Source organism: Neotabrizicola sp. VNH66, from assembly GCF_049445895.1.
Classification (GTDB): domain Bacteria; phylum Pseudomonadota; class Alphaproteobacteria; order Rhodobacterales; family Rhodobacteraceae; genus Pseudogemmobacter.
Map to the genome: position 1 here is coordinate 415,451 of NZ_JBMSDW010000001.1, position 25,388 is coordinate 440,838.

The 25,388-nt window shown below is 67.2% G+C and carries 26 protein-coding genes; 12 read left to right on the top strand and 14 right to left on the bottom strand.

Annotated features, from left to right (window positions below):
* Positions 1-18 precede the first annotated feature (18 nt).
* From glmU to ACO2Q5_RS02150, 3 genes are read left to right on the top strand one after another with little or no spacing between them, the layout of a single operon-like run.
* The gene (glmU, locus tag ACO2Q5_RS02140) at positions 19-1,368 is read left to right on the top strand and encodes a bifunctional UDP-N-acetylglucosamine diphosphorylase/glucosamine-1-phosphate N-acetyltransferase GlmU (RefSeq protein ID WP_423287928.1); all 1,350 of its coding nucleotides are present in this window, start codon (positions 19-21) and stop codon (positions 1,366-1,368) included.
* Between the two features lie 3 nt (positions 1,369-1,371).
* A complete protein-coding gene (glmS, locus tag ACO2Q5_RS02145; RefSeq protein WP_423287929.1) occupies positions 1,372-3,195 on the top strand; it encodes a glutamine--fructose-6-phosphate transaminase (isomerizing) in 1,824 nt (607 codons plus the stop codon).
* Positions 3,192-3,872 carry a DNA alkylation repair protein gene (locus ACO2Q5_RS02150; protein ID WP_423287930.1) on the top strand — a complete coding sequence of 227 codons (681 nt, stop codon included), beginning with the start codon at positions 3,192-3,194 and terminating at the stop codon, positions 3,870-3,872. The genes glmS and ACO2Q5_RS02150 overlap by 4 nt, the downstream gene beginning before the upstream one ends.
* Positions 3,873-4,009: 137 nt before the next feature.
* On the opposite strand, the gene ACO2Q5_RS02155 is transcribed toward ACO2Q5_RS02150, so the two are convergent.
* Entirely contained in the window at positions 4,010-4,471 is a 462-nt protein-coding gene (locus tag ACO2Q5_RS02155) for a hypothetical protein (RefSeq protein WP_423287931.1), read from the bottom strand.
* Positions 4,472-4,567: 96 nt separating this feature from the next.
* Between ACO2Q5_RS02155 and moaA the strand changes: the two genes are divergently transcribed.
* Positions 4,568-5,587, top strand: a complete 1,020-nt coding sequence (gene moaA / locus ACO2Q5_RS02160; RefSeq protein ID WP_423287932.1) for a GTP 3',8-cyclase MoaA — start codon at positions 4,568-4,570, stop codon at positions 5,585-5,587.
* Between the two features lie 286 nt (positions 5,588-5,873).
* Here the strand turns inward: moaA and ACO2Q5_RS02165 are convergent, their stop codons facing one another.
* The 4 genes from ACO2Q5_RS02165 to ACO2Q5_RS02180 all read right to left on the bottom strand — a co-directional run bounded on the left by ACO2Q5_RS02165 (position 5,874) and on the right by ACO2Q5_RS02180 (position 8,044).
* Complete coding sequence (locus tag ACO2Q5_RS02165) at positions 5,874-6,044, bottom strand: hemin uptake protein HemP (RefSeq protein ID WP_423287933.1); 171 nt, start codon at positions 6,042-6,044, stop codon at positions 5,874-5,876.
* A complete protein-coding gene (locus ACO2Q5_RS02170) occupies positions 6,041-6,163 on the bottom strand; it encodes a hypothetical protein (RefSeq protein ID WP_423287934.1) in 123 nt (40 codons plus the stop codon). The genes ACO2Q5_RS02165 and ACO2Q5_RS02170 overlap by 4 nt, the downstream gene beginning before the upstream one ends.
* 108 nt (positions 6,164-6,271) lie before the next feature.
* Positions 6,272-7,336: a dipeptidase gene (locus ACO2Q5_RS02175; RefSeq protein ID WP_423287935.1), complete on the bottom strand. Its 1,065-nt coding sequence runs from the start codon at positions 7,334-7,336 to the stop codon at positions 6,272-6,274.
* A 24-nt stretch (positions 7,337-7,360) separates the two neighbouring features.
* Positions 7,361-8,044: an NnrU family protein gene (locus ACO2Q5_RS02180; RefSeq protein WP_423287936.1), complete on the bottom strand. Its 684-nt coding sequence runs from the start codon at positions 8,042-8,044 to the stop codon at positions 7,361-7,363.
* A gap of 253 nt (positions 8,045-8,297) precedes the next feature.
* On the opposite strand from ACO2Q5_RS02180, the gene ACO2Q5_RS02185 reads away from it, so the two are divergent.
* Together ACO2Q5_RS02185 and ACO2Q5_RS02190 are read left to right on the top strand one after the other, a co-directional pair.
* The gene (locus ACO2Q5_RS02185) at positions 8,298-9,341 is read left to right on the top strand and encodes a phosphotransferase (RefSeq protein WP_423287937.1); all 1,044 of its coding nucleotides are present in this window, start codon (positions 8,298-8,300) and stop codon (positions 9,339-9,341) included.
* A gap of 10 nt (positions 9,342-9,351) precedes the next feature.
* Positions 9,352-10,662 carry an aspartate aminotransferase family protein gene (locus ACO2Q5_RS02190; protein ID WP_423287938.1) on the top strand — a complete coding sequence of 437 codons (1,311 nt, stop codon included), beginning with the start codon at positions 9,352-9,354 and terminating at the stop codon, positions 10,660-10,662.
* Positions 10,663-10,833: 171 nt separating this feature from the next.
* Here ACO2Q5_RS02190 and phoB read toward each other — a convergent pair whose 3' ends face one another.
* The 6 genes from phoB to ACO2Q5_RS02220 all read right to left on the bottom strand — a co-directional run bounded on the left by phoB (position 10,834) and on the right by ACO2Q5_RS02220 (position 16,948).
* Positions 10,834-11,526 (bottom strand): phosphate regulon transcriptional regulator PhoB, encoded by a 693-nt coding sequence (gene phoB / locus ACO2Q5_RS02195; protein ID WP_423287939.1) that lies wholly within the window; start codon positions 11,524-11,526, stop codon positions 10,834-10,836.
* 18 nt (positions 11,527-11,544) lie between these two features.
* On the bottom strand, positions 11,545-12,249 hold the full coding sequence (phoU, locus tag ACO2Q5_RS02200; protein WP_423287940.1) for a phosphate signaling complex protein PhoU: 705 nt from the start codon (positions 12,247-12,249) through the stop codon (positions 11,545-11,547).
* 23 nt (positions 12,250-12,272) lie between these two features.
* Positions 12,273-13,070: a phosphate ABC transporter ATP-binding protein PstB gene (gene pstB / locus ACO2Q5_RS02205; RefSeq protein ID WP_423288001.1), complete on the bottom strand. Its 798-nt coding sequence runs from the start codon at positions 13,068-13,070 to the stop codon at positions 12,273-12,275.
* A gap of 25 nt (positions 13,071-13,095) precedes the next feature.
* A complete protein-coding gene (gene pstA, locus ACO2Q5_RS02210; protein ID WP_423287941.1) occupies positions 13,096-14,445 on the bottom strand; it encodes a phosphate ABC transporter permease PstA in 1,350 nt (449 codons plus the stop codon).
* Positions 14,442-15,902 carry a phosphate ABC transporter permease subunit PstC gene (gene pstC / locus ACO2Q5_RS02215; protein WP_423287942.1) on the bottom strand — a complete coding sequence of 487 codons (1,461 nt, stop codon included), beginning with the start codon at positions 15,900-15,902 and terminating at the stop codon, positions 14,442-14,444. The genes pstA and pstC overlap by 4 nt, the downstream gene beginning before the upstream one ends.
* Before the next feature lie 110 nt (positions 15,903-16,012).
* Positions 16,013-16,948, bottom strand: a complete 936-nt coding sequence (locus tag ACO2Q5_RS02220; protein WP_423287943.1) for a ribokinase — start codon at positions 16,946-16,948, stop codon at positions 16,013-16,015.
* A gap of 146 nt (positions 16,949-17,094) precedes the next feature.
* Between ACO2Q5_RS02220 and ACO2Q5_RS02225 the strand changes: the two genes are divergently transcribed.
* Positions 17,095-17,451 carry a hypothetical protein gene (locus tag ACO2Q5_RS02225; protein ID WP_423287944.1) on the top strand — a complete coding sequence of 119 codons (357 nt, stop codon included), beginning with the start codon at positions 17,095-17,097 and terminating at the stop codon, positions 17,449-17,451.
* The gene (locus ACO2Q5_RS02230) at positions 17,448-17,771 is read left to right on the top strand and encodes an arsenate reductase family protein (protein WP_423287945.1); all 324 of its coding nucleotides are present in this window, start codon (positions 17,448-17,450) and stop codon (positions 17,769-17,771) included. Before ACO2Q5_RS02225 ends, ACO2Q5_RS02230 begins: the two co-directional genes overlap by 4 nt.
* A 95-nt stretch (positions 17,772-17,866) precedes the next feature.
* Here ACO2Q5_RS02230 and ACO2Q5_RS02235 read toward each other — a convergent pair whose 3' ends face one another.
* Positions 17,867-18,073, bottom strand: a complete 207-nt coding sequence (locus ACO2Q5_RS02235) for a cold-shock protein (RefSeq protein ID WP_423287946.1) — start codon at positions 18,071-18,073, stop codon at positions 17,867-17,869.
* A 226-nt stretch (positions 18,074-18,299) separates the two neighbouring features.
* On the bottom strand, positions 18,300-20,246 hold the full coding sequence (gene thrS / locus ACO2Q5_RS02240) for a threonine--tRNA ligase (protein WP_423287947.1): 1,947 nt from the start codon (positions 20,244-20,246) through the stop codon (positions 18,300-18,302).
* 198 nt (positions 20,247-20,444) lie between these two features.
* On the opposite strand from thrS, the gene ACO2Q5_RS02245 reads away from it, so the two are divergent.
* From ACO2Q5_RS02245 to ACO2Q5_RS02260, 4 genes are all read left to right on the top strand, one after another.
* Positions 20,445-21,104 (top strand): DNA-3-methyladenine glycosylase I, encoded by a 660-nt coding sequence (locus ACO2Q5_RS02245; protein WP_423287948.1) that lies wholly within the window; start codon positions 20,445-20,447, stop codon positions 21,102-21,104.
* Positions 21,105-21,321: 217 nt separating this feature from the next.
* Positions 21,322-22,080, top strand: coding sequence for an alpha/beta hydrolase (locus tag ACO2Q5_RS02250; protein ID WP_423287949.1), 759 nt, complete (start codon positions 21,322-21,324; stop codon positions 22,078-22,080).
* 4 nt (positions 22,081-22,084) lie between these two features.
* Positions 22,085-23,053: an alpha/beta hydrolase gene (locus ACO2Q5_RS02255; RefSeq protein WP_423287950.1), complete on the top strand. Its 969-nt coding sequence runs from the start codon at positions 22,085-22,087 to the stop codon at positions 23,051-23,053.
* Complete coding sequence (locus ACO2Q5_RS02260) at positions 23,050-23,760, top strand: alpha/beta fold hydrolase (protein WP_423287951.1); 711 nt, start codon at positions 23,050-23,052, stop codon at positions 23,758-23,760. Before ACO2Q5_RS02255 ends, ACO2Q5_RS02260 begins: the two co-directional genes overlap by 4 nt.
* Before the next feature lie 268 nt (positions 23,761-24,028).
* Here the strand turns inward: ACO2Q5_RS02260 and phaZ are convergent, their stop codons facing one another.
* Positions 24,029-25,339, bottom strand: coding sequence for a polyhydroxyalkanoate depolymerase (gene phaZ, locus ACO2Q5_RS02265; RefSeq protein ID WP_423287952.1), 1,311 nt, complete (start codon positions 25,337-25,339; stop codon positions 24,029-24,031).
* Positions 25,340-25,388: the final 49 nt, after the last annotated feature.

A 25,388-nucleotide genomic window follows, 5' to 3' on the forward strand; every position in this document is an offset into this window, starting at 1 on the left:
TGAAAAGAAAGGGGCAGAATGCAGGCGTCGGTTATCATCCTGGCGGCAGGTCAGGGCACGCGGATGAATTCGGACCTTCCCAAGGTCCTGCACCGGGTGGCGGCGGCGCCGCTTCTGCATCATGCCATGGCGGCGGCGGCCAGCCTGTCGCCCGACCGCACGGTCGTGGTGACCGGCCACGGCGCCGAGGAGGTCGCGCGCGCCGCCCGCAACTACGACGAGGACGCGCTGGTCGTGTTGCAGGAGGAGCAGAAAGGCACCGGCCATGCCGTGGATCAGGCCCGCGCCCTTCTGGCCGACGCGCCGGGCGAGGTGATCGTCCTTTACGGCGACACCCCCTTCATCCGCCCCGAGACGCTGGAGGCCATGCTGGCGGCCCGCGCCCGCCATGCCGTCGTGGTCCTTGGCTTCGAAGCCGCCGATCCCGGCCGCTATGGCAGGCTGCTGACCCAGGGCGACGACCTTCTGGCGATCCGCGAATGGAAAGATGCGAGCGAGACGGAACGCGCCGTCACCCTGTGCAATTCGGGCGTGATCTGCGCCAGCGCGCGCACGCTCTTTAACCTTATCGCCCGGATCGGCAACCAGAATGCCGCCGGCGAATACTATCTGACCGATGTGGTGGAAATCGCCCGCGCGCAGGGCCTGACCGCGGGCGTCGTCGTCTGCCCCGAAGCCGAGACGCTTGGCGTCAACACCCGCCAGCAGCTGGCCGCCGCCGAAGCCGCCTTCCAGACCCGCGCGCGGGCCGAGGCGCTGGAGAACGGCGTTACCCTGACCGCGCCGGAAACCGTGTTCTTCGCGCTGGATACCGTGGTGGGCCGCGATGCGATCATCGGGCCGAATGTCCTGTTCGGACCGGGCGTCACCATCGAATCCGGGGCCGAGATCAAGGGCTTCTGCCATCTGGAAGGCTGCCACGTCTCTCGCGGGGCCGATGTCGGCCCCTTCGCCCGCCTGCGCCCCGGCGCCGAACTGGCCGAGGACGTGCATGTGGGCAATTTCGTCGAGATCAAGAACGCCATTCTGGACGAAGGCGTGAAAGTGGGCCACCTGACCTATATCGGCGATGCCGATGTCGGCGAATTCACCAACATCGGCGCGGGCACCGTGACCTGCAACTATGACGGGGTGATGAAGCACCGCACGCGCATCGGCAAACGGGTCTTCATCGGCTCGGACACGATGCTGGTGGCCCCGGTCACCGTGGGTGACGGCGCGCTGACCGCCTCGGGCAGCGTGATCACCGAAGATGTGCCCGCCGAGGCCGTGGCCATCGGCCGCGCGCGGCAGGTGGTGAAGCCGGGCCTTGCAACCCGGATGTTTGAAAAACTGCGCGCCCTCAAGGCCGCCAAGGCAAAGGTCTGAACCATGTGCGGCATCATCGGCGTTCTGGGCAATCACGAAGCCGCCCCCCTGATGGTCGAGGCGCTGAAGCGCCTTGAATACCGCGGCTACGACAGCGCGGGCATCGCCACGGTGAACGGCGGGCGGCTGGACCGCCGCCGCGCCGTGGGCAAGCTGGTCAACCTGTCGGACCTTCTGGTGCATGAGCCGCTGGCCGGCAAATCCGGGATCGGCCATACCCGCTGGGCCACCCATGGCGGGCCGGTGGTCAAGAACGCCCACCCCCACCGGGCCGGTCCCGTGGCGGTGGTCCACAACGGCATCATCGAGAATTTCCGCGAGCTGCGGGCCGATCTGGCCTCGGACGGCTATCATCAGGAATCCGACACCGACACCGAAGCCGTGGCCCTGCTGGTCAAGCGCGAGATGGACCGGGGCGCCACCCCGGTCGATGCGGCGCGGATCACGCTGGGGCAGCTGCACGGCGCTTTTGCGCTGTGCTTCCTGTTCGACGGGCAGGAAGACCTGATCGTCTGCGCCCGCAAGGGCAGCCCGCTTGCCATCGGCCGAGGCGAGGGCGAGATGTTCGTGGGTTCCGACGCCATCGCGCTGGCCCCGCTGACCGACCGCATCACCTATCTGGAAGAAGGCGACTGGGCCGTCGTCACCCGTCAGGGCGCCGAGATCTATGACGCCGCAGGCCGCCGCGCCAACCGGGCCGAGACGCGGGTGCAGCTGGACAGCACCCGCATCGAAAAGGCGGGCTACAAGCATTTCATGGCCAAGGAAATCGCCGAACAGCCGGTGGTCATGGCCGATGCGCTGAAGCATTACACCGGCGGCGGCGCGGCCCCCGCACTGAACCTGCCCGAGGGGCTGGACTTCACCCGCATCGACCGGGTGGTTCTGGTCGCCTGTGGCACCGCCAGCTATGCCTGCCATGTGGCGAAATACTGGTTCGAACAGATCGCGGGCCTTCCGGCCGAGGTCGATGTCGCCAGCGAATTCCGCTACCGCAACCCGGTGCTGTCGCCCGCCTCGATGGCGGTTTTCGTCAGCCAGTCGGGCGAGACGGCGGATACCCTGGCCGCACTGCGCCATGTGAAGGAGAAGGTGGCGCAGGTCGTGTCCGTGGTGAACGTGCCCACCTCCTCCATCGCGCGGGAAAGCGATCTGACATTGCCCATCCTTGCCGGGGTGGAGGTCGGCGTCGCCTCGACCAAGGCCTTCACCTGCCAGCTGACCGTTCTGGCGCTGATGGCGCTGAAGGCGGCAGCGGACCGCGGCAGGATCGACGCACAAACCCTTGGCACACAACTGCAATCTTTGCGCGGCCTGCCCGGCCTTCTGAATGCGGCACTTGGCCTGTCCGATGCGGTGGCCGCGGTGGCGGCGGACCTGTCCAAGGCGCGGGACATCCTGTTCCTGGGCCGTGGGGCGATGTTCCCGCTGGCACTGGAAGGTGCGCTGAAATTGAAGGAAATCAGCTACATCCACGCCGAAGGTTATGCATCGGGTGAACTGAAGCATGGTCCCATCGCCCTGATCGACGCAGCCGTCCCCGTCATCGTGCTGGCGCCCACCGATCCCTTATTCGACAAGACCGTGTCGAACATGCAGGAGGTGATGGCCCGGTCCGGCAAGGTGCTGCTCCTGACCGATGCGCAGGGCGTGGCGACCGCCGCGCAAGGAACGTGGAAAACGCTGACCCTGCCCGCAGTCGACCCGCTCTGGGCGCCGATCCTTTATGCGGTGCCCGCGCAGCTTCTGGCCTATCACACCGCCATCGCCAAGGGCACCGATGTGGACCAGCCGCGCAACCTTGCGAAATCGGTGACGGTGGAATGACCCCTGACGCCGCCCTTGCCGCCCTGCGGGCCGAGGCCGATCCGGTCCATGCCGCGCAGGAAGCCGCCTATCACAAGACCAGCCGCGAGGTTCTGGGCCTGCGCGTTCCCCGCATCACCGAACTGGCCACCGCATGGCGGCAGGAGATGAGCGTGGAGGACCGCGTGGCGCTGGCCGCGGCACTGTGGGACATGGACATCCACGAAACCCGGGTGGCGGCGGCAAAGCTGCTGACGCAGGCCCGCATCCGCCCGGATGACGGCGTGTGGCGGCTGATCGCCTCCTGGGTGCCGCAGTTCGATGGCTGGGCGCTGGCCGACCATGCCGCCGATGCGGGCGGGCGCCGCCTTGTGGCCGATCCGTCCCGGCTGGATGAGGTCGAGGGCTGGACCACGGCGCCCCTGATGTGGCAGCGCCGCGCCGCGCTGGTCTTCACTCTGCCCTGGGCGCGGATGAACAATCTGAAACCGGCGGATCAGGCCGCGCGCAGCCGCATTCTGGGCTGGGCCGCGGGCTATGTGGACGACCGCGACTGGTTCATCCAGAAGGCGGTGGCTTGGTGGCTGCGCGACCTGTCCAAACATGACGCCGAAGCGACCCGCGGCTTTCTGGACGAATACGGCGCGCGGATGAAGGCCTTCGCCCGCAAGGAAGCCGGGAAATACCTTTCAGTCTGAGAGAGCCCCGCCGGTCTGACGCATGCCTCCGGCGGGGATATTTGGACAAAGTGGAAAGGCTGTTCCGGTTTGCCCGAAGAGGTCGGGGGCCGTCCATTTCGCGATTGGTTCAAGCCCCCCGGCCATGCCGCCGAGGGTCAGGGCGCGAAAATGGTGATCTCGGGCAGTTCGGTCAGCCCGACGCCAAGCGCCTGATAGGCCGACAGCGACATCAGCGCCGCGCCTGAGGTCGGCCGCAGCTCCACCGCCAGCGACTTGCCGTTGGGCGCGGTCACCCGGCCTTGCACTGGCGCCTTGACCAGCGCGGTCTGCACCCAGAGCCCGGTCTCAGCAGGCGGCCCGAGCGCCACTACAGCCTTGCCCAGCTGCCGCTCCCCGCCGGCCGCAGGGGCGGCAAGGGCGGCCTGCTTTTCCGCATCAGAAGTCTTGTCCAGCGACTCGGGCGCATAGCCCGCCGCGCCCAGGGGCTGCACCGAGACCGGGGGCGCGAATTCGGTCGCCAGATCCGAAGGCGGCGGCGCACTTTTGCGCCCCCCGCCCAGACGATCCACCACGGCGCAGCCCGACAGGGCCAGCGCCAGCGAAGACAAAAGAACCATGCGCATCATCATGGGCAGACGATAGCTGCCGCGGTCTGCCCCCGCAATCGGCGTTTGAACCTTGTGGCAAGGCTCCGCCCGGCCTAGATTCAGCGGATGACCGTGCCCCTGACCCCTGTCCCCCTGATCGACCCGTTTGCCCGGGCGATCCGCTATCTGCGGGTCTCGGTCACCGACCGCTGTGATTTCCGCTGCACCTATTGCATGGCGGAGCATATGACCTTCCTGCCCAAGGCCGACCTGCTGACGCTGGAGGAGCTGGACCGGCTCTGCAGCGCCTTTGTCCGCATGGGGGTGGAGAAGCTGCGGATCACCGGGGGGGAGCCTCTGGTCCGCCGCGGCATCCTGACCTTTTTCGAAGCGATGGCCCGGCATCTGCAGACCGGCGCGTTGAAGGAACTGACGCTGACCACCAACGGCAGCCAGCTGGCGCGGTTCGCGCAGCCGCTGGCCGATCTGGGGGTGCGGCGGATCAATGTCTCGCTGGATACGCTGGACCCGGCGAAATTCGCCGCCATCACCCGCTGGGGCCGGTTGCCGCAGGTGCTGGACGGGATCGCCGCCGCACAGGCCGCCGGTCTGCGGGTCAAGATCAACGCGGTCGCGCTGAAGGGCTTCAACGAGGAGGAGCAGTTCACCCTGACCGACTGGTGCGCCCGCGAAGGCCATGACCTGACCTGGATCGAGGTCATGCCGATGGGCGATCTGGGCGAGGAAGACCGCCTGCACCAGTATTGGCCGCTGAGCGACCTGCGCCGCCGCTATGCCGAACGGTTTACCCTGACCGATCTGGACGAGCGCACGGGTGGCCCCGCCCGCTATGTGCGGCTGGAGGAGACCGGGCAGAAGATCGGCTTCATCACGCCGCTGACGCATAATTTCTGCGAAAGCTGCAACCGGGTGCGGCTGACCTGCACGGGCGAACTTTATATGTGCCTTGGGCAAGAGGACATGGCTGACCTGCGCGCGCCCCTGCGGGCCGGTCCGGAGGATGCGGCGCTGGAGCGGGCGATCCGCGCGGCCATCGCGCGCAAACCAAAGGGGCATGATTTCGACTACTCGCGCGCGGCAATCCGCGGCCAGATGTCCCGCCACATGAGCCATACCGGCGGTTGAGCCTGCCGTGGGCCGCGTTTCGCTGGCGCCAGACGGAACGGCTGGGTGCACTTTCCCCGATTCCGCAGCGGGCGGGCTATCCGCCACCGCGGCGCCCGGCCTGCCACGCGCCTGAACCGCTGCCCACAGGCAGGGCGCCCCGGGCGGTTGTGCCAGAAAACACGCGGGAGAAATCACACGAGAGAAATCACACGGGCGGCTGACGGCCTGTCGCCGAGCCGCCCGTATTCGGCCCCGGAGGAACTGAGGGGAAACGCCCGGGCCGGTCTGTGCAAACCCTTGCGGATTATTTTGTCAGGATCAGCTTGCCCTGCCGGGTGATCCGCAGGGTATAGACCTGCCCGTCCAGCACGATCTTTGCCAAGGATCCGCCCTCGGTCAGGACGCGGGCCTCATGCACGGGGGTGGCATCCGCGGTCAGCCACGGGGTCAGCACGGGTTCGGCGCGCGCGTTCATGCCGGCCTCCCCATGCGGTCGATCAGAGCCTCCAGCACCGGGGCCGGAAACATCCCGGCCGCCGCCTGCCGCAGCGCCTCGGCCAAAGGGAGCCGGTCCTCCCGGTCCTGTCGGGTCATCGCATTCTCCATCGCGGGTCGGATCGTGCTGGCTGGCCCGCGAAGGGCTTGGCTGCGTTGTGTCAATTCCTGACTGATTTAGTTGGCTACGTCAAGACTCAACTTTCATCAACCGCCCCATATCCGCTCCAGCGCGGCCAGCCAGTTGCCATGCGCCAGCTTTGCGATCAGCGGCGCGTCATAGCCATGTGCCCGCAGCGCCCCGATCAGTGCGGGAAGGCCTGTCACATCGCCAATTCCCTTGGGCACGGTCGCCCCGTCGAAATCTGACCCGAAGCCGACACGATCCTCGCCCAGCCGGGCGATCAGATGGTCCAGATGGCGCACCACCGGCTCCCACCCCATATCCGGGCTTTCGCGGCCGTCCGGACGCAGGAAGACGGTGGCAAAGTTCAGCCCGACGATGCCGTCCGTCTCGGCAATCGCGTCCAGCTGCCAGTCCGTCAGGTTGCGGGTCGAGGGTGTCACCGCCCAGGCGTTGGAATGGGTCGCCACCAGCGGACGGTCCGAGAGGGCCATCGTATCTCGGAACCCCGCCGCGTTCAGATGGCTCATGTCAAAAACCATGCGCAGGGCGGCGCATTCGCGGGCAAGCGCCTTTCCCGCCGCGGTCAGGCCCGGCCCGGTGTCCGGATCGCCCGGAAAGCGGAACGGCACGCCATGACCGAAGATCGTCGGTCGGCTCCACACAGGTCCCAGAGAGCGCAGACCTGCGGCATGGAACACATGCAGCGCATCCAGATCGGCGCCGATCGCCTCGGCCCCCTCCATATGCAAGACGCCCGCCACCGCCCCCGCCGCCATGGCCGCGCGGATCTGCGCCACGCTGCGACAGCCGCGGAAGGCCCCGTCCGAGGCGCGCTCCATCCAGGAAAATAGCCCCGCCTGCCCCAGTGCCACCGCCGCCGCCTCGGGCTGGCCGATCATCGCGGGCAGCGGGATATCATAGGGCGGATTGTTCATCATCGCCATGAAGCCACCGGCATCACCCACATGGGGCGACGGCACATAGATCGCGAACATCCCGCCCGCGAATCCGCCCGCCCGCATCCGCGGCAAGTCAAGGTGCCAGACCCCCTCGCCGGTCAGGAAGATCTCCTCCCGCCGCCCCGGCGCCTTCCACAACCGCAAGAGAAGGTCGTTATGTCCGTCGAAAACCGGAACCTGCGTCATGCCCTGCCCCTTTGCCTGTGGCGGTCAGACCCCCGGCCAGACGCCGATCACCGCCGGATGAAGGTGCCAGACCACAGCCCAGAGGGCCAGAGCCAGCGCAAACCGCCAGAGCGACGGCAGGCGCCGCGGCTGCCATTTGCCACGGATCAGGGCGGCCAGCGGCAGAAGGCCTGTCCGTGCGGCAAGATGCGGCCAGTCCGCACCCAGACGGCGCCGCGCGGCGCGTTCCGCCAGCGCAATGCCCGCCAGCGCGAAGATCAGCATCGGCGCGAACAGCAACGCATGCGCCAGATCCCCGTTCATCAGCAGATGCGCCCCGGCCCACAGCACCATGGCCCAGAGCAGCGGCTGCCGGGTGATACCCGCAATCCCGGGCCGGTCGGGGTCAAACCCGTCCCGCCGCCCCTCAAAGGCAAAGGGGTTGGGTGCGGCCACACCGAAGGTCCCAAGAAGAAAGGCCAGCGGCATCACCAGATTGACCGCGACACGGTGCCAGACCTGCGGCTCCCACAGCGGGACGAAGGGCGCCCGCCCCGCCGCCGCGATCATCCAGCCGAAGAGCAGAAGCGACACTGCGGAATAGAGGATCAGCCAGGCCGGGCGCCCGATCCGCGCCACCGCCGCCCTGCGCAGCCCGGTGGCCTGCGGCAGCGGGTGCGAGACCAGAAACAGCCCCGAGGCCAGCAGAAATTCGGTCCAGTCGCCCATGCACCCGGCATAGACCCGGGCACAAGCCGGAGCAAGCCGCCTCGCTGCCGCAGGGCATCCAGCGCGGCCGGACAGCGGGTCCTCCGGCGGAACCCGGACACCGGCCCGCGCTGGCCTGTGCAACGGGCTGGTTCTGGGGCACTGCCTGTCACGCACCCGCCCCGGGCGCTCCGGCTCTGGCTGCAAGGGCACGGGCGAACTGGCGCCATGGCCGCTCTGGCCTTGGAACGGGGGATGTGGTCACAATGCCCGCATGACCGCATCCGATGCCCCCGACAGCGCGCTTGGCGCCCTTCTCTCCGTCCCGCCGCCGGTTCTGGCGCCCGACGTGCTGCTGCGCCATCTGCAACAGGGCTGGGGGCTTGCCGGCCAGCTTTCTCCGCTGACCTCGGAACGCGACCTGAACCACCGGCTGACCACGGATCAGGGCACCTATCTGGTGAAGCTGACCAACCCGGCCGAGCCGGAGGCGATGACCGATTTCCAGACCCGCGCCTTTCTGCATGTCGCCGCAGCCGATCCCGGAGTGCCGGTGGCGCGGCTGATCCCGCCCTCGGGCAGCGGGCTGTGGCGGGTGCTGCCCGAGGGGCGGCTGCGGGTGTTTTCCTGGCTGGAGGGCACGCCCGTCCATGCCCTGCCGCGCAGCGATACGCTCTCGGCCAATGCAGGCGCCGCGCTGGCGCGGCTGACCCGGGCGCTTGCGGATTTCTCGCATCCGGCATCGGATCATGTGCTCTTGTGGGACATCAAGCAGGCGCCGCGGCTGGCGCCCCTGCTGCCCGCGCTGACCGACCCTGCGCTGCGGGCCGAGGCGCGGGCCTTCGTGGCCGATTTCACCGCCCGGATCAGCCCGCAACTGCGCCACATGCCCACACAGGTCTGCCATTCCGACCTGAACCCGCACAACGTGCTGGCATCGGCAGCGGACCCTGCGCAAATCTCCGGAATCCTCGATTTCGGCGATATGGTACTGACCCCGCGGATCTGCGATCTGGCGGTGGCGCTGGCCTATCAGGTGGACCCGGCCCGCCCGCAGGACAGCCTTTGCGCCTTCCTGTCGGGCTATGCCCGGCATCAGACCGTAACCGCGGCAGAGGTTGCGCTTCTCTTCGACCTGATCACCGCGCGGATGTTCACCACTTTGGCCATCGCGGGATGGCGCGCGGCGCGCCAGCCGGAAAATGCCGCCTATATCCTGCGCAACGCCCCCTCGGCCCGGGCCGGGCTGGCCGCCTTCCGCGCGCTTGGCGCCGGACCCGCGACCGAAGCCTTCGCCCGTGCGCTGCATCTTACCTGAAGGACCTGCGATGACCCAAGCTGCGCCCATGCTGAACGCCTACCGTCCCGGCGCCGGCAACCTGTCGCCCGGTGATGCGGCTCTGGTCGAACGCCGGCAGCGCCTTCTGGGGCCGGCCTACCGGCTGTTCTATGAAACCCCCTTCCACCCCGTCCGGGCCGAGGGCGTCTGGCTTTATGACGCCGCAGGCCGCCGCTATCTGGACACCTACAACAACGTGGCCTCGGTCGGGCATTGCCACCCCCGCGTGGTCGAGGCGATCGCCCGGCAAGCCGCCACGCTGGCCACGCACACCCGCTATCTGCAGGACAACATTCTGGACTATGCCGAGCGGCTGCTGGCCCATTTCCCGGCGGAGCTGGGCCATGTGATGTTCACCTGCACCGGGTCCGAGGCGAATGATCTGGCCATCCGCATGGCGCGGGTGGCCACTGGCGGCACCGGGATCATCGTCACCGGCAACGCCTATCATGGCGTGACGCTGGCCACTGCGGAACTGTCGATGTCGCTCGGCCCCGCGGTGGCGCCCGGCCCGGCCGTCTTTCCGGTGCCCGCGCCCACGGCGGCAAACTATCCCGCGGGCATCGCGCAGGGCCTTGCCACAGCCGTGCGCGACGCCTGCGCCCGGATGCGGGAACAGGGCCTCCGCCCCGCCCTCCTGATCGTCGACACGATCTTCTCCTCGGACGGTGTGCTGCCCGACCCCAAAGGTTTTCTCGCCCCCGCCGCCGCGGCGATCCGGGCCGAAGGCGGGCTCGTCCTCGCCGATGAGGTGCAGCCGGGCTTCGGCCGCTGCGGCAGCACGATGTGGGGCTTCCAGCGGCACGGCGTGGTGCCCGACATGGTCTCTCTGGGCAAGCCGATGGGCAACGGCTATCCGGTCGCAGGCCTCGTCATCCGGCCGGAGGTCGCCGCCGAATTCGGCAACACCGCCCGGTATTTCAACACCTTCGGCGGCAATGCCGTGGCCGTGGCCGCAGCCGGCGCGGTCCTGTCGGTGATCGAGGACGAAGGGCTGATGCAGAATGCCGCCGAGACCGGAGCGACCTTCGCAGACCGGCTGCGGCAGATGTCGCAAAAGCACGAAGCCTTGGGCGAAACCCGGGCCGCGGGCCTGTTCCTGGGCACCGACCTTCTGGAAGACGGCCACCCCTCGCCCGCGCTGGCGGGCCGGGTGGTCAACCGCCTGCGCGACGAAGGCATCCTGATCTCGGCCACCGGCCCGGAGGGGCATACGCTGAAGATCCGGCCGCCGCTGCCCTTCGGCCCTGAACATGTGGAGCTTTTCTGCCAGACGCTGGACCGCGTGCTGGCCGGGTAAGGGGGCGCTGCCCCCGTCCCTTTCAGGGACTCCCCCGGGATATTTGGGCAAACTGGAATGGGCTTTCCACTTTGTCCAAATATCCCCGCCGGAGGCAAACCTGAGGAGGAGCGCGTAAGCGCGACGACGAGGCAAAAGGCGGGCGGGCGCCGCGGCGCCCGCTCCATGTGATCAGCCGAGGGCGTAGCCCGCGCCGCGGACGGTGCGGACGGGGTCCTCGCCGCCATGCTGCATCAGGCTCTTGCGCAACCGGCCCACATGCACATCCACCGTCCGGGTATCGACATAAATATCGCGACCCCAGACCCGGTCCAGAAGCTGCTCGCGGCTCCAGACCCGGCCGGGTTTTTCCATCAACGTGGTCAGCAGACGGAATTCGGTCGGCCCCAGCTTCAGCACCTTGTCGGCGCGGAAGACGCGGTGCGTCTCTGGGTCCAGCCGGATATCGTCGAATTCCAGCACCACCCCGGCGGTCGAAGGCCGCACGCGGCGCAGCTGTGCCCGCGCCCGCGCCATCAGCTCCAGCACGGAATAGGGCTTGATCACATAATCGTCGGCCCCCGTCTCAAGGCCCCGGATGCGGTCCACCTCCTCGGCCCGGGCCGAGAGCATGATGATCGGGATCGCCCGCGTTTCCGGCCGCATCTTCAGCCGCCGGCAGACCTCGATCCCGGAAAGCCGGGGCATCATCCAGTCCAGGATGATGATATCGGGGCTTTCCTCCTCGACCAGCATCATCGCATCCTCGCCATTGTCGGCGGGGACGACCCGAAACCCCTCGGCATCGAGGTTGTAGGAGAGGACTTCGCGCTGTGCGGGCTCATCCTCGACCAGAAGCACGGTCGGCCGTCCGTCCTGTGCCATATGCGTTCCCTCCGGGGCTTATTCCGCCGTCTCTGACACGGCGTCGTGCTTGGGGCGGTCGTCCTGCGGCATCTGGCCTTCGACCAGATAGATCACCTGCTCGGCAATGCCGGTGGCGTGATCGCCCACCCGTTCGATGTTCTTGGCGATGAAATGCAGATGCATGCAGGCGGTGATCGTCCGCGGATCTTCCATCATATAGGTCAGGAACTGCCGGAACATGCCGGAATACATCTGGTCGATTTCCTGATCGCGGCGGCGCACTTCCCAGGCCTTGGCGGCATCGCGGGCGATATAGGCGTCCAGCGCGTCCGAAAGCTGCTGCACGACCAGCTTCGACATCCGCCGGATCGAGCCGGGGGCGCCGTTGATCGGCGGCGCATTCATCAGCACCAGCGACCGCTTGGCCAGGTTCTTGGCATAATCGCCCGAGCGTTCCAGCGCGCTGGCGATGCGCATCACCGTCAGCACCGTGCGCAGGTCACTGGCCGTGGGCGCGCGCAGCGCGATGATCCGGGCACAATCGGTCTGGATCAGCTCTTCCAGCCCGTCCACGGCCTTGTCGCCCGCGCGGATCTTTTCGGCCAGCGCCTCGTCGCGCAGGTCCAGCGCCTCGGCCGCGTCCAGCAGGGCCTTCTCGACCAGCCCGCCCATTTTCATGACCTGGGCCTGCACGGCCTCCAGATCATGGTCGAAGGCGGAACGGATATGGGGTTCCATCATGTCTTGTCCTCCTCGCGCGGGCGTCAGCCGATGCGGCCGGTGATGTAGGATTCCGTGCGGGGATCCCTGGGGTTGGTGAAGATGTCCGGGGTGTCGCCATATTCCACCAGATTGCCCAGGTGGAAGAAGGCGGTCTTCTGGCTGACCCGGGCGGCCTGCTGCATCGAATGGGTGACGATCACCACCGAGAAGTTCGAGCGCAGCTCGTCGATGAGTTCCTCGACCTGCGCGGTGGCGATCGGGTCAAGGGCCGAGCAGGGCTCGTCCATCAGGAGGACTTCGGGCGAGGTCGCCACGGCGCGGGCGATGCAAAGCCGCTGCTGCTGGCCGCCGGACAGGCCGGTGCCGGGGGCGTGCAGGCGGTCCTTCACCTCGTTCCAGAGCGCGGCCTTCTTCAGACTCTGCTCCACCACCTCATCCAGTTCCGCCTTGCCGCGGACCAGACCGTGGATGCGGGGGCCATAGGCGACATTGTCGTAGATCGACTTCGGGAAGGGGTTCGGCTTCTGGAACACCATACCGACCTTGGCGCGCAGCTGCACCGGATCGACGCGGCGGTCGTAGATATCCTCGCCTTCCAGCAGGATGGTGCCGGTGACTCGGGCGATGGCCACCGTGTCGTTCATCCGGTTCAGACAGCGCAGGAAGGTGGACTTCCCGCAGCCCGACGGCCCGATGAAGGCGGTGACGGCGCGGTCATGGATTTCGATGGAAACCCCCTTCAGCGCGTGGCTTTCCCCGTAATGGACGTTCACGTCCCGGGCCGAGATCTTGGCCGCATTCGCATCGACAGAGCGATCGGCAATCCGCATGTCGTTCATGTTCATCTCGCTTTCCGCCCTTTGTTTACCAGCGGCGTTCGAACCGGCGGCGCAGCAGGATGGCCGACACGTTCATGATCAGAAGGAAGACCAGAAGGACGATGATCGCCCCGTTGGACCGTTCGATAAAGGCGGGGTCGGACCGGCTGGCCCAGCTGTAGACCTGCACCGGCAGCGCGGTGGCGGGGTCCGAGAACCCTTCGACCGGGGCCGCCGGATAGTTGGACACGAAGGCCACCATGCCGATGAGGAGAAGCGGCGCCGTCTCGCCCAGAGCGGAGGCCAGCCCGAGGATGGTGCCCGTCAGGATGCCCGGCATGGCAAGCGGCAGCACATGGTGGAACATCGTCTGCATCTTCGACGCGCCGATCCCAAGCGCGGCATCGCGGATCGAAGGCGGCACCGCGCGGATGGAGGACCGGGTGGCGATGATGATCGTGGGCAGGGTCATCAGGCTGAGGACCAGCGCACCGACCAGCGACGAGGATTGCGGAAACTCCATGAAGTTGATGAAGACCGCTAGGCCGAGGATCCCGAAGACGATGGAGGGAACGGCCGCAAGATTGGCAATGTTCACCTCGACCAGATCGGTCCAGCGGTTTTTCGGGGCGAATTCCTCAAGATAGATCGAGGCGGCCACGCCGACCGGCACGCACATCACAAGGACCAGCAGCATCATATAGGCCGAGCCGAGGATCGCCACGCCCAGACCCGCCGATTCCGGCCGGGTGTCCGAGGCGTCGGGTGCGGTCAGGAAATCCCAGTTCCATTCCAGCCCCAGCATATCCGCCGCGATCAGACGGTCGGCCAGCACCAGCTGCTCGACCGAGGTATTGCTGTCGCGTGCGGCGGTTTCGCGGGTCACGCGGCCCTTCAGATAGCCGTCGATCCGGCCCGAGGTCATCAGATGCACCTCGACCGTCTGGCCCAGAAGCGACGGATCGGCCAGCACCATGTTGCGCAGGGGGGCGGCGGCGGATTTGGACAGCATGCCGTCCACATCCTTTTCGGGGATATCGTCGGTCTGCACCCCTTCCGCCCGCAATGCGGCGGCGAAGGCCGTGGCGATCACCTTGTTGTAGGTGACAGTCGTCTGCTTGGCCATCTCAGCGGGGTCGCGGTTGCCGTTGGGGTCCAGCGCCGCGGCATCCAGCGTGACCGGCACGGTCAGCTTGGCCTGCCAGAAGGCGCTGTGCCCGTCGCGGAAGATGGTGAACAGCATCAGCGCCAGCACGGCAAGGCTTGCGGCAATGGCGGCCAGACCCAGCCAGCGGAACATCCGTTCGGTCCGGTTGCGGCGGGCCATCCGGGCATCGGGCACCAACAGGCTAGCCGAGTGCCGCTTGGCAGGCCCGTTTGCGGTAAAGTCGGTCATTCGTATTGCTCCCGGTATTTCCGCACGATCCAGACGGCCAGCACGTTCAGGCACAGGGTGATGACGAAGAGGGTCATGCCAAGCGCGAAGGCCACCAGCGTCTCGGGGCTGTTGAAATCGGTGTCGCCGGTCAGCTGGCCGACGATCTTCACCGTCATCGTCGTCATCGCCTCGAAGGGATTCAGGCTCAGCTTGGCGGCCGCCCCTGCCCCCATGACCACGATCATCGTCTCGCCGATGGCGCGGCTGGCGGCCATCAGGACAGCGCCCGCAATCCCGGGCAGCGCCGCGGGCAGCACGACCAGACGCACCGTCTCGGACCGGGTGGCGCCGATGCCGAAGCTGCCGTCGCGCAGGCTTTGCGGCACCGAGTTGATGATGTCATCCGACAGGGACGAGATGAAGGGGATGTTCAGGATGCCGATGACGATGCCCGCGGTCATGACCGAGGAGCCGGAATTCCCCAGACCCAGCGGCTGGGCAAAGTAATCGCGCAGGAACGGGCCCACGGTGATCAGCGCGAAAAGACCAAAGACCACGGTCGGGATGCCGGCGATCACCTCGATCAGCGGCTTCACCCAGGCGCGGACCTTGGGTCCGGCATATTCGGCCAGATAGATCGCAGCGAAGAGACCAAGAGGCACCGCCACGATCATCGAGATCACGGTGATGTAAAGCGTGCCCCACAGAAGCGGCAGGAAGCCCAGTTCCGACCCGCCGCGGAACTGCGGGTTCCAGGTCAGGCCCAGGAAGAAATCGGCCATCGGATACTGGCGGAAGAAGTTCACCGATTCCGACAGCATCGACCAGATGATGCCGACCGTGGTCAGGATGGCGATGGTCGAGGCCGCGATGAGGAGGCCGAGGACGACCTTCTCCACCCGGTTGCGCGCCCAAAGGTCCGGGCCGGTGATCTTCAGCGCCCAGGCCAGACCGGCGATGGCGACCGCAATGACCACAACCGTCCGCCACAGCGCCGCGGTCGCGGTCGTCACGCGGTAGTCGCGCGCCGCATTCAGGATTTCCGGCGTCACGGCCGAGCCGAGCGCCACGCCCACCTTGCCCAAAGTGGCCCGGACATCGGTGGTTGCGGCATCCATGGCGGACACCTCCGCCTCGGTCAGCGCGCCGGCACCGACAGCGGTTTCCAGACCGGCAGCCACGCGGCGCACATCGGCCAGGGCAAGTTCGGTCGCGGCCGGATCGGCCAGCGTGGCGGCAGGCAGATGGCCCGCCAGATCACGCTCGATCAGCAGGGGCTGCACGATCAGCCAAAGGATCAGCACCAGGAAAGACGGCACCAGCGCCATCAGCGCCGCATGCCAGCCGTAATAGCCCGGCAGCGAATGGAGTTTCTTGGGGTCTCCCCCGGTCATCGCCAGCGACCGCTGGCGGCCAAGGACGAATCCGGCGGCCGCAAGGACCAGCAGGATTGTCAGAAGAAGCAGGACCGTCATGTTTACGCCCGTTCGGGTTGCGGAAAGCCCGAATCCGGGCCATTCCCTTCTGCGGCCGCTATGCTTCTTCTTTGTAACCCCTCTGTGACAGTTTTCTAAAAACCGGGGGTTCAGCCGCCCGCGCGCGCCAGAAGCGCCTCGATCTCGGCCCGCGACGGCATGGCACCCGCGGTGCCGCGGCGGGTGACGCTGATCCCGGCGGTGGCACAGCCGAAGCGCACCGCCGCCTCCATCTCCTGCCCCTCGGCCAGCGCAACGGCGAAACCGCCGTTGAAGGCGTCGCCTGCGCCGGTGGTCTCCAGCACCGGGCCTGCGCTGATCACCGGCACATGGAAGCTGCGCGCCCGGTCGCGGTAAAGCGCGCCGTTTTCACCCAGGGTGATGACCACCGCCCCCACCCCGCGCGACAGGAGCGCATCGGCCGCGGCCTCCGCCTCGGCCACGGATGTCACCGGCAGGCCGGTCAGGGCCTCCGCCTCGGACTCGTTCGGTGTCAGATAATCGCAGAGCGCCAGCAGCGCATCGTCCAGCTCGGCCGCCGGGGCGGGGTTCAGGATCGTGGTCACCCCCGCAGCCCGCGCGATCTCCAGCCCCCGCCGCGCCGCCGCAACCGGCTGCTCCAGCTGGGTGACAAAGACCGAGGCGCCGCCGATCAGGTCGGCCCGCGCCGCGGCATCTTCGGCCCCGATCCGCGCGGCGGCCCCCTGCGCCACGATGATCGCATTGTTGCCGCTGGCGGCCTCAAGGAAGATGAAGGCCGCGCCGGTGTAGCTTTCGGGATCTTCGGTCACCTCGGGCACCACCCCCGCCCGCGCCCATGTGCTGCGCGCGATGGCGGCGAAATCGTCCTGCCCCAGACGGGTGATGAAATGCACGGGCCTGCTGCCCCCCGCGGCCATCGCCGCCGCGACCGACTGGTTCGACCCCTTGCCCCCCGGCCCAAGCGCAAAGCTTTCGCCCAGAATCGTCTCGCCCAGTTTCGGCTGCCGCGCGGCACGATAGGCGGTATCGGCGACGAATATCCCAAGGATCACGATAGGTTTCATGACTATCCTCCCTGTCCTGCACAGGGATAGCGCCCCGCCCGGCCTGCGCGCAATGCCCCGCCTTCTGCGGCAGCGGGGCCGCAGGCCCTTTGCAACGGCCCGCCCCGCGGCCTATATCTGGTCCGGACCCAAGCCCCGGAGGCCCCATGCCGCGCCTGTCGCCGAAACTTGCCGCCCTTGCCATGCCGCTGGCCCTGATCCTTGCCGGACCCGCCGCCGCGCAGGCCCTGCTGGAGCCGTTTGCGCCCACGGGAGAGACGACCCGCGCGAGCGGCCCCTATTCCCGGTATCTTGAGCATATCATGAAGCTGTCTCCCAACCGCTATGCCGTGCTGTTCCGCCCGGGCTATGTGGATGCGGCAACCGCGATCCGCGCGGTCGCCCCCCTTTGTGCGGCACAGGGGCGCAGCGCCACCGGCATCGGAACGGTCGCCCCGGTGGATGTGGTGCTGGACGACACCGGCATGCGGGCGCTTCTGGGCTATCGGGTGGACTGCAAATGATCCTTTACGGCATCCCCACCTGCGACACCTGCAAGAAGGCGCTGAAGGCTCTGCAGTCCGCCGGGCGCGAGGTCACCTTCCGCGACATCCGTGCCGAACCGCTGAGCGATGCGGAAATCGCCGATATCGTGACCCAGTTCGGCGACCGGGCCGTGAACAAGCAATCCACCACCTACCGCAGCTTCAGCGATTTCCTGCGGGAATCCGAGGCGGAGGCCCAGATCAAGGCGCAGCCCACGGTGATGAAGCGCCCGGTGATCCGGGACGGCGACACCTGGCATCTGGGTTGGGATGGGGCGGTGCAGGACGCACTGCTCTGATCCGGATCGCAGGATCAGAGGAAAGGCCGGGCCGCCGCCGCAGCCCGGCTTGGCCGATTTAAGACGCGGCGCGGCCAAAGCGCGCCGCCCGAGGGTCAGAGCAGTTTCAGATCGCCCGCCGAAGACCGGCCGTCGCGGCCCGAGCTCAGCTCATAGGCGATCTTCTGATTGTCGTTCAGGCCCTTCAGCCCGGCGCGTTCCACCGCCGAGATATGGACAAAGACATCCTTGCCCCCGTCATCGGGCGCAATGAAGCCGTAACCCTTCGTTGCGTTGAACCATTTCACGGTGCCGGTCGGCATTCCCGTCTCTCCCTTCGAACCCCCCGAGGGCGGAATTGCCACCGGGCGTAGCCGCCAGGTCTTTCGGCCTTTCGTCAGAGAGAGGCGGTCAGAAAGTCTGTCGTTACTGCCGGGCAGGATGACACGGCTTTATCGAAAATCAAGGCATATGGCGCTTTCCCGCACAAAGCTGCGGGAAAACGCCATGCCAGGCCCGGGGTCGCGCGGAGGAGTGCCGCAGGATCGGTCAGCCTGCCGCAGGAGGCAGCGCATCAAAGGCAAAGCTGCGCACGGCTTCGGCAAAATCCATGCCCTCGGTCCGGTTCTCGCCCAGACGGCGGACGGACACCGTGCGCTCTTCAACCTCTTTCATGCCGATGGCCAAGATGACCGGCACCTTGCCCACCGAATGCTCGCGCACCTTGTAGTTGATCTTCTCATTGCGGGTATCGGCCTCGGCCCGGACGCCTGCTGCCTTCAGCGCCTCGACCACTTCCCGCACGTAATCATCGGCATCCGACACGATGGACGCCACCACCACCTGCCGCGGCGCCAGCCAGAACGGCAGCTTGCCGGCATAGTTTTCGATCAGAATGCCGATGAACCGCTCGAACGAGCCCAGAATCGCCCGGTGCAGCATGACGGGCCGGTGTTTCATCCCATCCTCGGCCACATATTCCGCATCCAGCCGGTCCGGCAGGTTGAAATCGCACTGGAAGGTGCCGCACTGCCATTCGCGGCCGATGGCATCGGTCAGCTTGAAATCCAGCTTCGGCCCGTAGAACGCCCCGTCGCCGGGGTTGATCTCATAGGGCAGGCCCAGCTTTTCGATCCCGTTCTTCAGCGCGGCCTCGGCCTTGTCCCAGACCTCATCCGAGCCGACCCGCACGTCGGGGCGGGTGGACAGTTTGATGTCGAACTTCTGGAAGCCAAGGTCGCGGTAGACACCCGACAGCAGCGCGATGAAGCCCGCGCATTCGGATTCGATCTGATCCTCGGTGCAGAAGATATGGGCATCATCCTGCGTGAATCCGCGCACCCGCATCAGCCCGTGCATCGAGCCCGACGATTCGTAACGGTGGCACGATCCGAATTCCGCCAGACGCAGCGGCAGGTCACGGTAGGATTTCAGGCCTTGATTGAACACCTGCACATGGCACGGGCAGTTCATCGGCTTCAGCGCGTTGATGCGTTTTTCCTTGGCGCCTTCCTCGTCGACCTCCACGATGAACATGTTCTCGCGGTAGGCCTCCCAGTGGCCGGACTTCTCCCACAACACGCGGTCCACCACCTGCGGCGTGCGGATTTCCTGATAGCCCGCCCGGCGCAGACGGCCGCGCATGAAATCCTCCAGCCCCCGCCAGATCTGCCAGCCGTTCGGGTGCCAGAACACCATGCCCGGCGCCTCTTCCTGCAGATGGAACAGGTCCATCTCGCGGCCCAGCTTGCGATGGTCGCGCTTGGCGGCCTCTTCCAGCATGGTCAGATGGGCCTTCAGGTCGTCGCGGCTCTTGAACGCCAGACCGTAGATGCGTTGCAGCATCGGGCGCGAGGCATCGCCCAGCCAATAGGCACCCGCCACATGCGTCAGCTTGAAGGCATCGGCGGGCACCTGCCCCGTATGTTGCAGATGCGGGCCGCGGCACAGATCCTGCCAGTGCCCGTGCCAATACATCCGCAGATCCTCGCCTTCGGGGATCCGGTTGATCAGCTCGACCTTGAAGGGCTCACCCTTCTCTTCGTAGAATTTGATCGCATCGGCGCGGGACCAGACTTCGGTCCGGATCGGATCGCGCGCGTTGATGATCTGCTTCATCCGCGCTTCGATCGCGCCCAGATCTTCGGGCGTGAAGGGTTCGGCCCGGTCGAAATCGTAGAACCAGCCCTGATCGCGGACCGGACCGATGGTGACCTTCACATCCGGCCAGATTTCCTGCACGGCGCGGGCCATGATATGGGCCAGATCGTGGCGGATCAGCTCCAGCGCCGGGCCGTCATCCTTCATCGTATTGATGGAAATGGCGGCGTCTGCGTGCAGCGGCCATTGCAGGTCCCAATGCGCGCCGTTCACCTGCGCGGAGATCGCGGCCTTGGCCAGCGAGGGCGCAATGGCGGCGGCCACCTGCGCGGGCGTCACGCCTGCGTCGAACTGACGGATATTGCCATCGGGGAAAGTCAGGGAAATCTGGGCCATTGGCCTGATCCTCGTCGGTTTGGCGCCCACGGAACGCCCGGTTGCGGGTTATGATGGCGGGGGTTTTGAACGCCGGAGGGCGCGAAGTCAACATCTTGCACTTGATGCTCCTCCAGCCCTTCGGGCAGTCTTCACAGGACCGCCTGCGCAAGGAGTGCCCGAAGGGCCCCGTCGCCCGGGCGTGAGGAGGAGCACCTGATGCGCAGCTTTGCCGAAATTCTTGAAATCGCCGTTGCCCGCAAGGGCAGCGAGGCCGCGGTGCTGGAAGGTGCGCCTCGCCCCCTGCCGCCCGAGGAACTGGCCGCCATCCCGGACGCGCGCTGGCTGGCGCAGATGGCCAAGGGCATCTTTCAGGCCGGGATCAGCTGGCAGGTGGTCGAGGCGAAATGGGAGGGGATCACCGCCGCCTTCCACGGTTTCGACCCCGGGCGCGTTTCCCTGATGAGTGAGGATGAGGTCGAGGCGCTGCTCAGCGATCCCCGCGTCATCCGCTCCGGCCCGAAGATCCTGGCCGTCCGCGACAATGCCACCCTGATCCGCAGCGTGCCCGAAGGCTTTGGCCGCCGCGTCGCCGACTGGCCCGGGCAGGATTTCACCGGGCTTCTGGCCTGGCTTGCAACCGAAGGCAGCCGGCTGGGCGGCACCACCGGGCAATACATGCTGCGGTTCATGGGCAAGGACAGCTTCATCCTGACCCGCGACGTGCTGGCCCGGCTGACCGAAGAAGGCGTGATCGCCGGATCGGCAGGCTCGGCCAAGGCCATGCAGGCGATCCAGAGCGCGTTCAGCCAGTGGCAAGCCGAAAGCGGACGCAGTTTCAATGAAATCAGCCGCGTTCTGGCGCGCAGCTCCGGCTGAAGCCCCCTGCCGCACGCCCGGAGGGGTTTTGCACCCCTCCGGACCTCCCCGCAGGATATTTGTGCCAAGATAAAGGGGGGGAGAGTGGGCCGGGACAACGGCTTGCGGGGTCGTGATCGGCGGGCGTCGGGGTTCTGCTGGCGGGCCGGGCACGGCTCTGCTAGGCTTTGCAGGTGCAGCGAGAAGCGGCCCGCCAGAGGCCCGCGAAGGAGAGCAGATGACCGAATTCCTCACCTCGCCCGCGGGGCGCCGTCTGGCCTATGTCCGCACGCCCGCCACGGGGCCGGGGGCGGAACCGGGGATCGTGTTCCTTGGCGGCTTCCGGTCCGACATGACCGGGACCAAGGCGGTGTTTCTGGAGGACTGGGCCAAAGCCCGGGGCCGCGCCTTCCTGCGCTTCGATTACTCCGGTCACGGCCAGTCTTCCGGCGCGTTCGAGGACGGCTCGATCGGCGACTGGGCCGCGGATGCCCGCGCCGTGATCGAGGCGTTGACCGAAGGGCCGCAGGTGCTGATCGGGTCTTCGATGGGCGGCTGGATCGCGCTTCTGCTGGCCCGGGCGATGCCGGAGCGGGTGGCCGGGCTGGTGGGCATCGCTGCCGCGCCGGATTTCACCCGGCGGACCTGGACTGAGGAGCTGACCGAGGCGCAGCGCGCCGAGGTCGGGACGACGGGGCGGTTGGAACTGCCCTCGGGTTATTCCGACACGCCCTATGTTTTCACCCGGCGCCTGTTCGAGGATGGTGCGCAGAACCTCGTGCTGGAAAGCCCGCTCGCCCTGCCCTTTCCCGCCCGCTTTCTTCAGGGCACCGCCGACACCGATGTGCCCCCCGCGGTGGCCTTGCGGATTCTGGACCATGCGACCGGGCCGGACATCCGGCTGACGCTGGTCAAGGGCGCGGATCACCGGTTTTCCACCCCGGACTGTCTGGCCCTGATCGCGGCCTCTGTCGCCAACCTTTCCCGCGGGGTCTGAGCGGATGCGCCGCGCCCTCTGGATCGCGCTGGCGGGCATGGGGGCGCTGGCGGCGCTGCTGGTCTTGGGCCCGCGCGAAGGGGTGGACCGCAAGATCGCCTTTGATGCCAAGGTGCTGGGTGACGATCCCGACCTCTGGCTGGAGATCAGCGAACAGCAGTTCCCTGACATTCGCCCCGGCGCGGCAAAGCGCATCCTCTGGGCAAAGGGCAAGGGGGTGCGGACGCCGCTTTCCATCGTCTATATCCACGGTTTTTCGGCCACGGCCGAGGAAATCCGCCCCGTCCCCGATGAGGTGGCCCGCGCGCTTGGCGCCAATCTCTATTTCACCCGGTTGGCCGGGCATGGCCGCACGCCCGAGGCGATGGCCGAGCCCGCCGCCGGCGACTGGATCGAGGATATGGCCGAGGCCATGGCCGTGGGCCGCGCCATCGGCGACCGGGTGCTGGTGATCGGCACCTCGACCGGGGGTACGCTGGCCGCGATTGCCGCCACCGATCCGGAGCTGTCGCGCGCCATGGCGGGGGTGGTCCTGCTCTCGCCCAGTTTCCGGCTGCGCCCTATGATGGGGCGGCTGCTTGACCTGCCCTTCGTCCGGCTCTGGGGGCCGCTTCTGGTGGGACGCAGCGTCGGATTTGAGCCGCTGAACGCCGATCATGCCCGCTACTGGATCACCCGCTATCCGACCGCCGCGCTGTTTCCGATGGCCGCCCTGATGCGCGAGGCACGGGCACAGGATTACAGCGCCGCGAAGATGCCGCTTCTGGTGTTCTATGCGCCCGCGGATCAGGTGATCGACACCGATGCCATTGCGCCCGTCATCGCGGGTTGGGGTGGCGCGGTCGAGGTGGAGGAGCGGCGGATGAGCGCCGGGGACGACCCCTGGTCCCATATCCTTGCCGGAGATGTGCTGTCGCCCGGCCAGACCGAGGCGGTGATCGCGCTGATCCTGAACTGGGCGGGCCGGTTGTGAACGAGCCCTTGGTCATCCTGCCCGGATTCATGGCCGATGCGCGGGGGTTCCTGCCGCAGATCGTGGGGCTGGGGCAGGACCGGCCTGTCATCCTGCTGATGCCCTCGGGCGCCGAGACCGTGGAGCAGATGAGCAAGAGCCTGATGGCAGACCTGCCCGAGCGGTTCGCCCTGCTGGGCCATGGGCTGGGCGGCGATGTGGCGGTGGACATCCTGCGGCGCCTGCCCGAACGGGTCAGCCGCATCGCCCTTGTCGCGATGGACCCGTTGCCCGAAATGCCCGCGATTGCCGCACAGCGCGAGGCACGGCTGGTGCTGGCGCGCACCGGGCGGCTGGAAGCGGCGCTGGAGGCAGATCTGCCCGCGCATGCCCTGGCCGAGACGCCATGGCGCCAGGAGATCCGCGGGTTGTTGGCGGATATGGGCCTTGGGCTGGGGCTGGAGGTCTATCTGCGCCAGACCCGCGCGGTGCAGCGCCGGCCGGATCAGCAGAAGACGCTGCGCCGCATCCGCGTGCCCGGGCTGATTCTGGCCGGGCGCAGCGACCCGCTGGTTCCGCTGCGCCGGGCCGAGTTTCTGGCAACGCTGATGCCCTGTGGCCAGCTGCAGGTGATCGAGGATGCAGGCCACCATCCGCAGCTGGAACAGCCGGAGGCGGTGAATGCCGCGTTGTCGGTCTTTCTGGCCGGGCCGATGCTTTTACGCTGAGCGTGTAGGGGGCGCTGCCCCCGGTCCCCCTGCGGGGGCCCTCCCCCGGGATATTTGGGGCAAAATGGAAAACCATAGTGGAAGATGGGCAGCACTGGCCGGGCGGTCGGTCAACGCTGCTCTGACCCGCTGACGGCGCCCGGCAACAACGACCGGTGAGGCGCAAAATCTGAAGGATAGCACCGCCGCAGGACCCGGCCCGCGGCGGTGGAGAAGCGAGCAAAGCCGCGCGGCGGCAGGCCTCACCGCCCGCGGCCGCAGTTCAGGTTCAGCCCGCCGCCAGCCGGATGGTCTTGTTGGCCTTCTTGGCCGGAGGCGGTGTTTCGGGGGTGACGGCGGTGTCAGGTGCAGCCGAATTCGCATCGATGAATTTCAGGACCAGCGGGCGGATGTTCAGCCGCCAGCTCTTGCCCGCGAAGATGCCGTAATGGCCCGCCCCCGGCTCCAGATGCTGGGCTTTCTTTTCGGGCGGCAGGCCGGTCAGCAGGTCCAGCGCGGCAAGGCACTGGCCCGGGGCGGAGATATCGTCATTCTCGCCCTCGACGATCTTGACCGCGACGCGGGTGATGGCGCCGATGTCCACCTTCTTGCCGGCCACCACGAATTCGTTGCGGGCGATTTCACGGTTCTTGAAGATCCGCTCCACGGTGGAGAGGTAGAATTCCGCCGTCATGTCCATCACGGCCAGATATTCATCGTAAAAGCGGTTGTGGCCGTCGTGGTCACCCGCCTGCCCCTGCGCGACCTTGAAGATCTGTTCGGTGAAGGCCTTGGCATGGCGTTCGGCATTCATCGAGATGAAGCCCGCCAGCTGCGCCAGCCCCGGATAGACCAGCCGCCCGGCACCCTTGTATTTGAAGCCGACGCGCTGGATCGCCAGATGTTCCAGCTGCCCCATGGTCACCCGGTTGCCGAAATCCGTCACCTCGGTCGCGGCGGCATCGGGGTCGACCGGGCCGCCCATCAGCGTCAGGCTGCGCGGTTGGGCATCCGGATCTTCACCCGCCAGATAGGCGGTGGCGGCCAGCACCAGAGGCACCGGCTGGCACACGGCGACAACATGGGTGTCGGGGCCCAGATGGCGCAGGAAATCCACGATATAAAGTGTGTAATCCTCGACATCGAACTTGCCCGCGCTGACCGGAATGTCGCGCGCGTTCAGCCAGTCGGTCACATAGACATCGGCATCGGGCAGAAGCGAGGCCACGGTGGAGCGCAGCAGCGTGGCATAATGCCCCGACATCGGCGCCACGACGAGGATCTTGCGGGCCATCGGCGCGCGGCGGCGCACGAAGAAATGCAGGAGATTGCCGAAGGGCCGTTCGACGACCACCTTCTCATCCACCAGATGGTCCTGCCCGTCGGGGCCGACGATCGAACGGATGCCCCAGTCCGGCTTGGCCACCATGCGGCCGAAGGACCGTTCCGTCACCTCGCCCCAGGCGGCCAAGAGCGGCAGCATCGGATTGAGCGACAGACCGAAGAGCGGATAGCTGGCAAAAGCACGGGCCGACGCCCCCAGCCACTCATTCGTGTTGCGGACGCTTTCCATCACATCATAGGTGGCCATATACTTCATGACGTCTCCTGACCTCCGGCGAACCGGCCCTGTGCCGCAGCATCCCGGC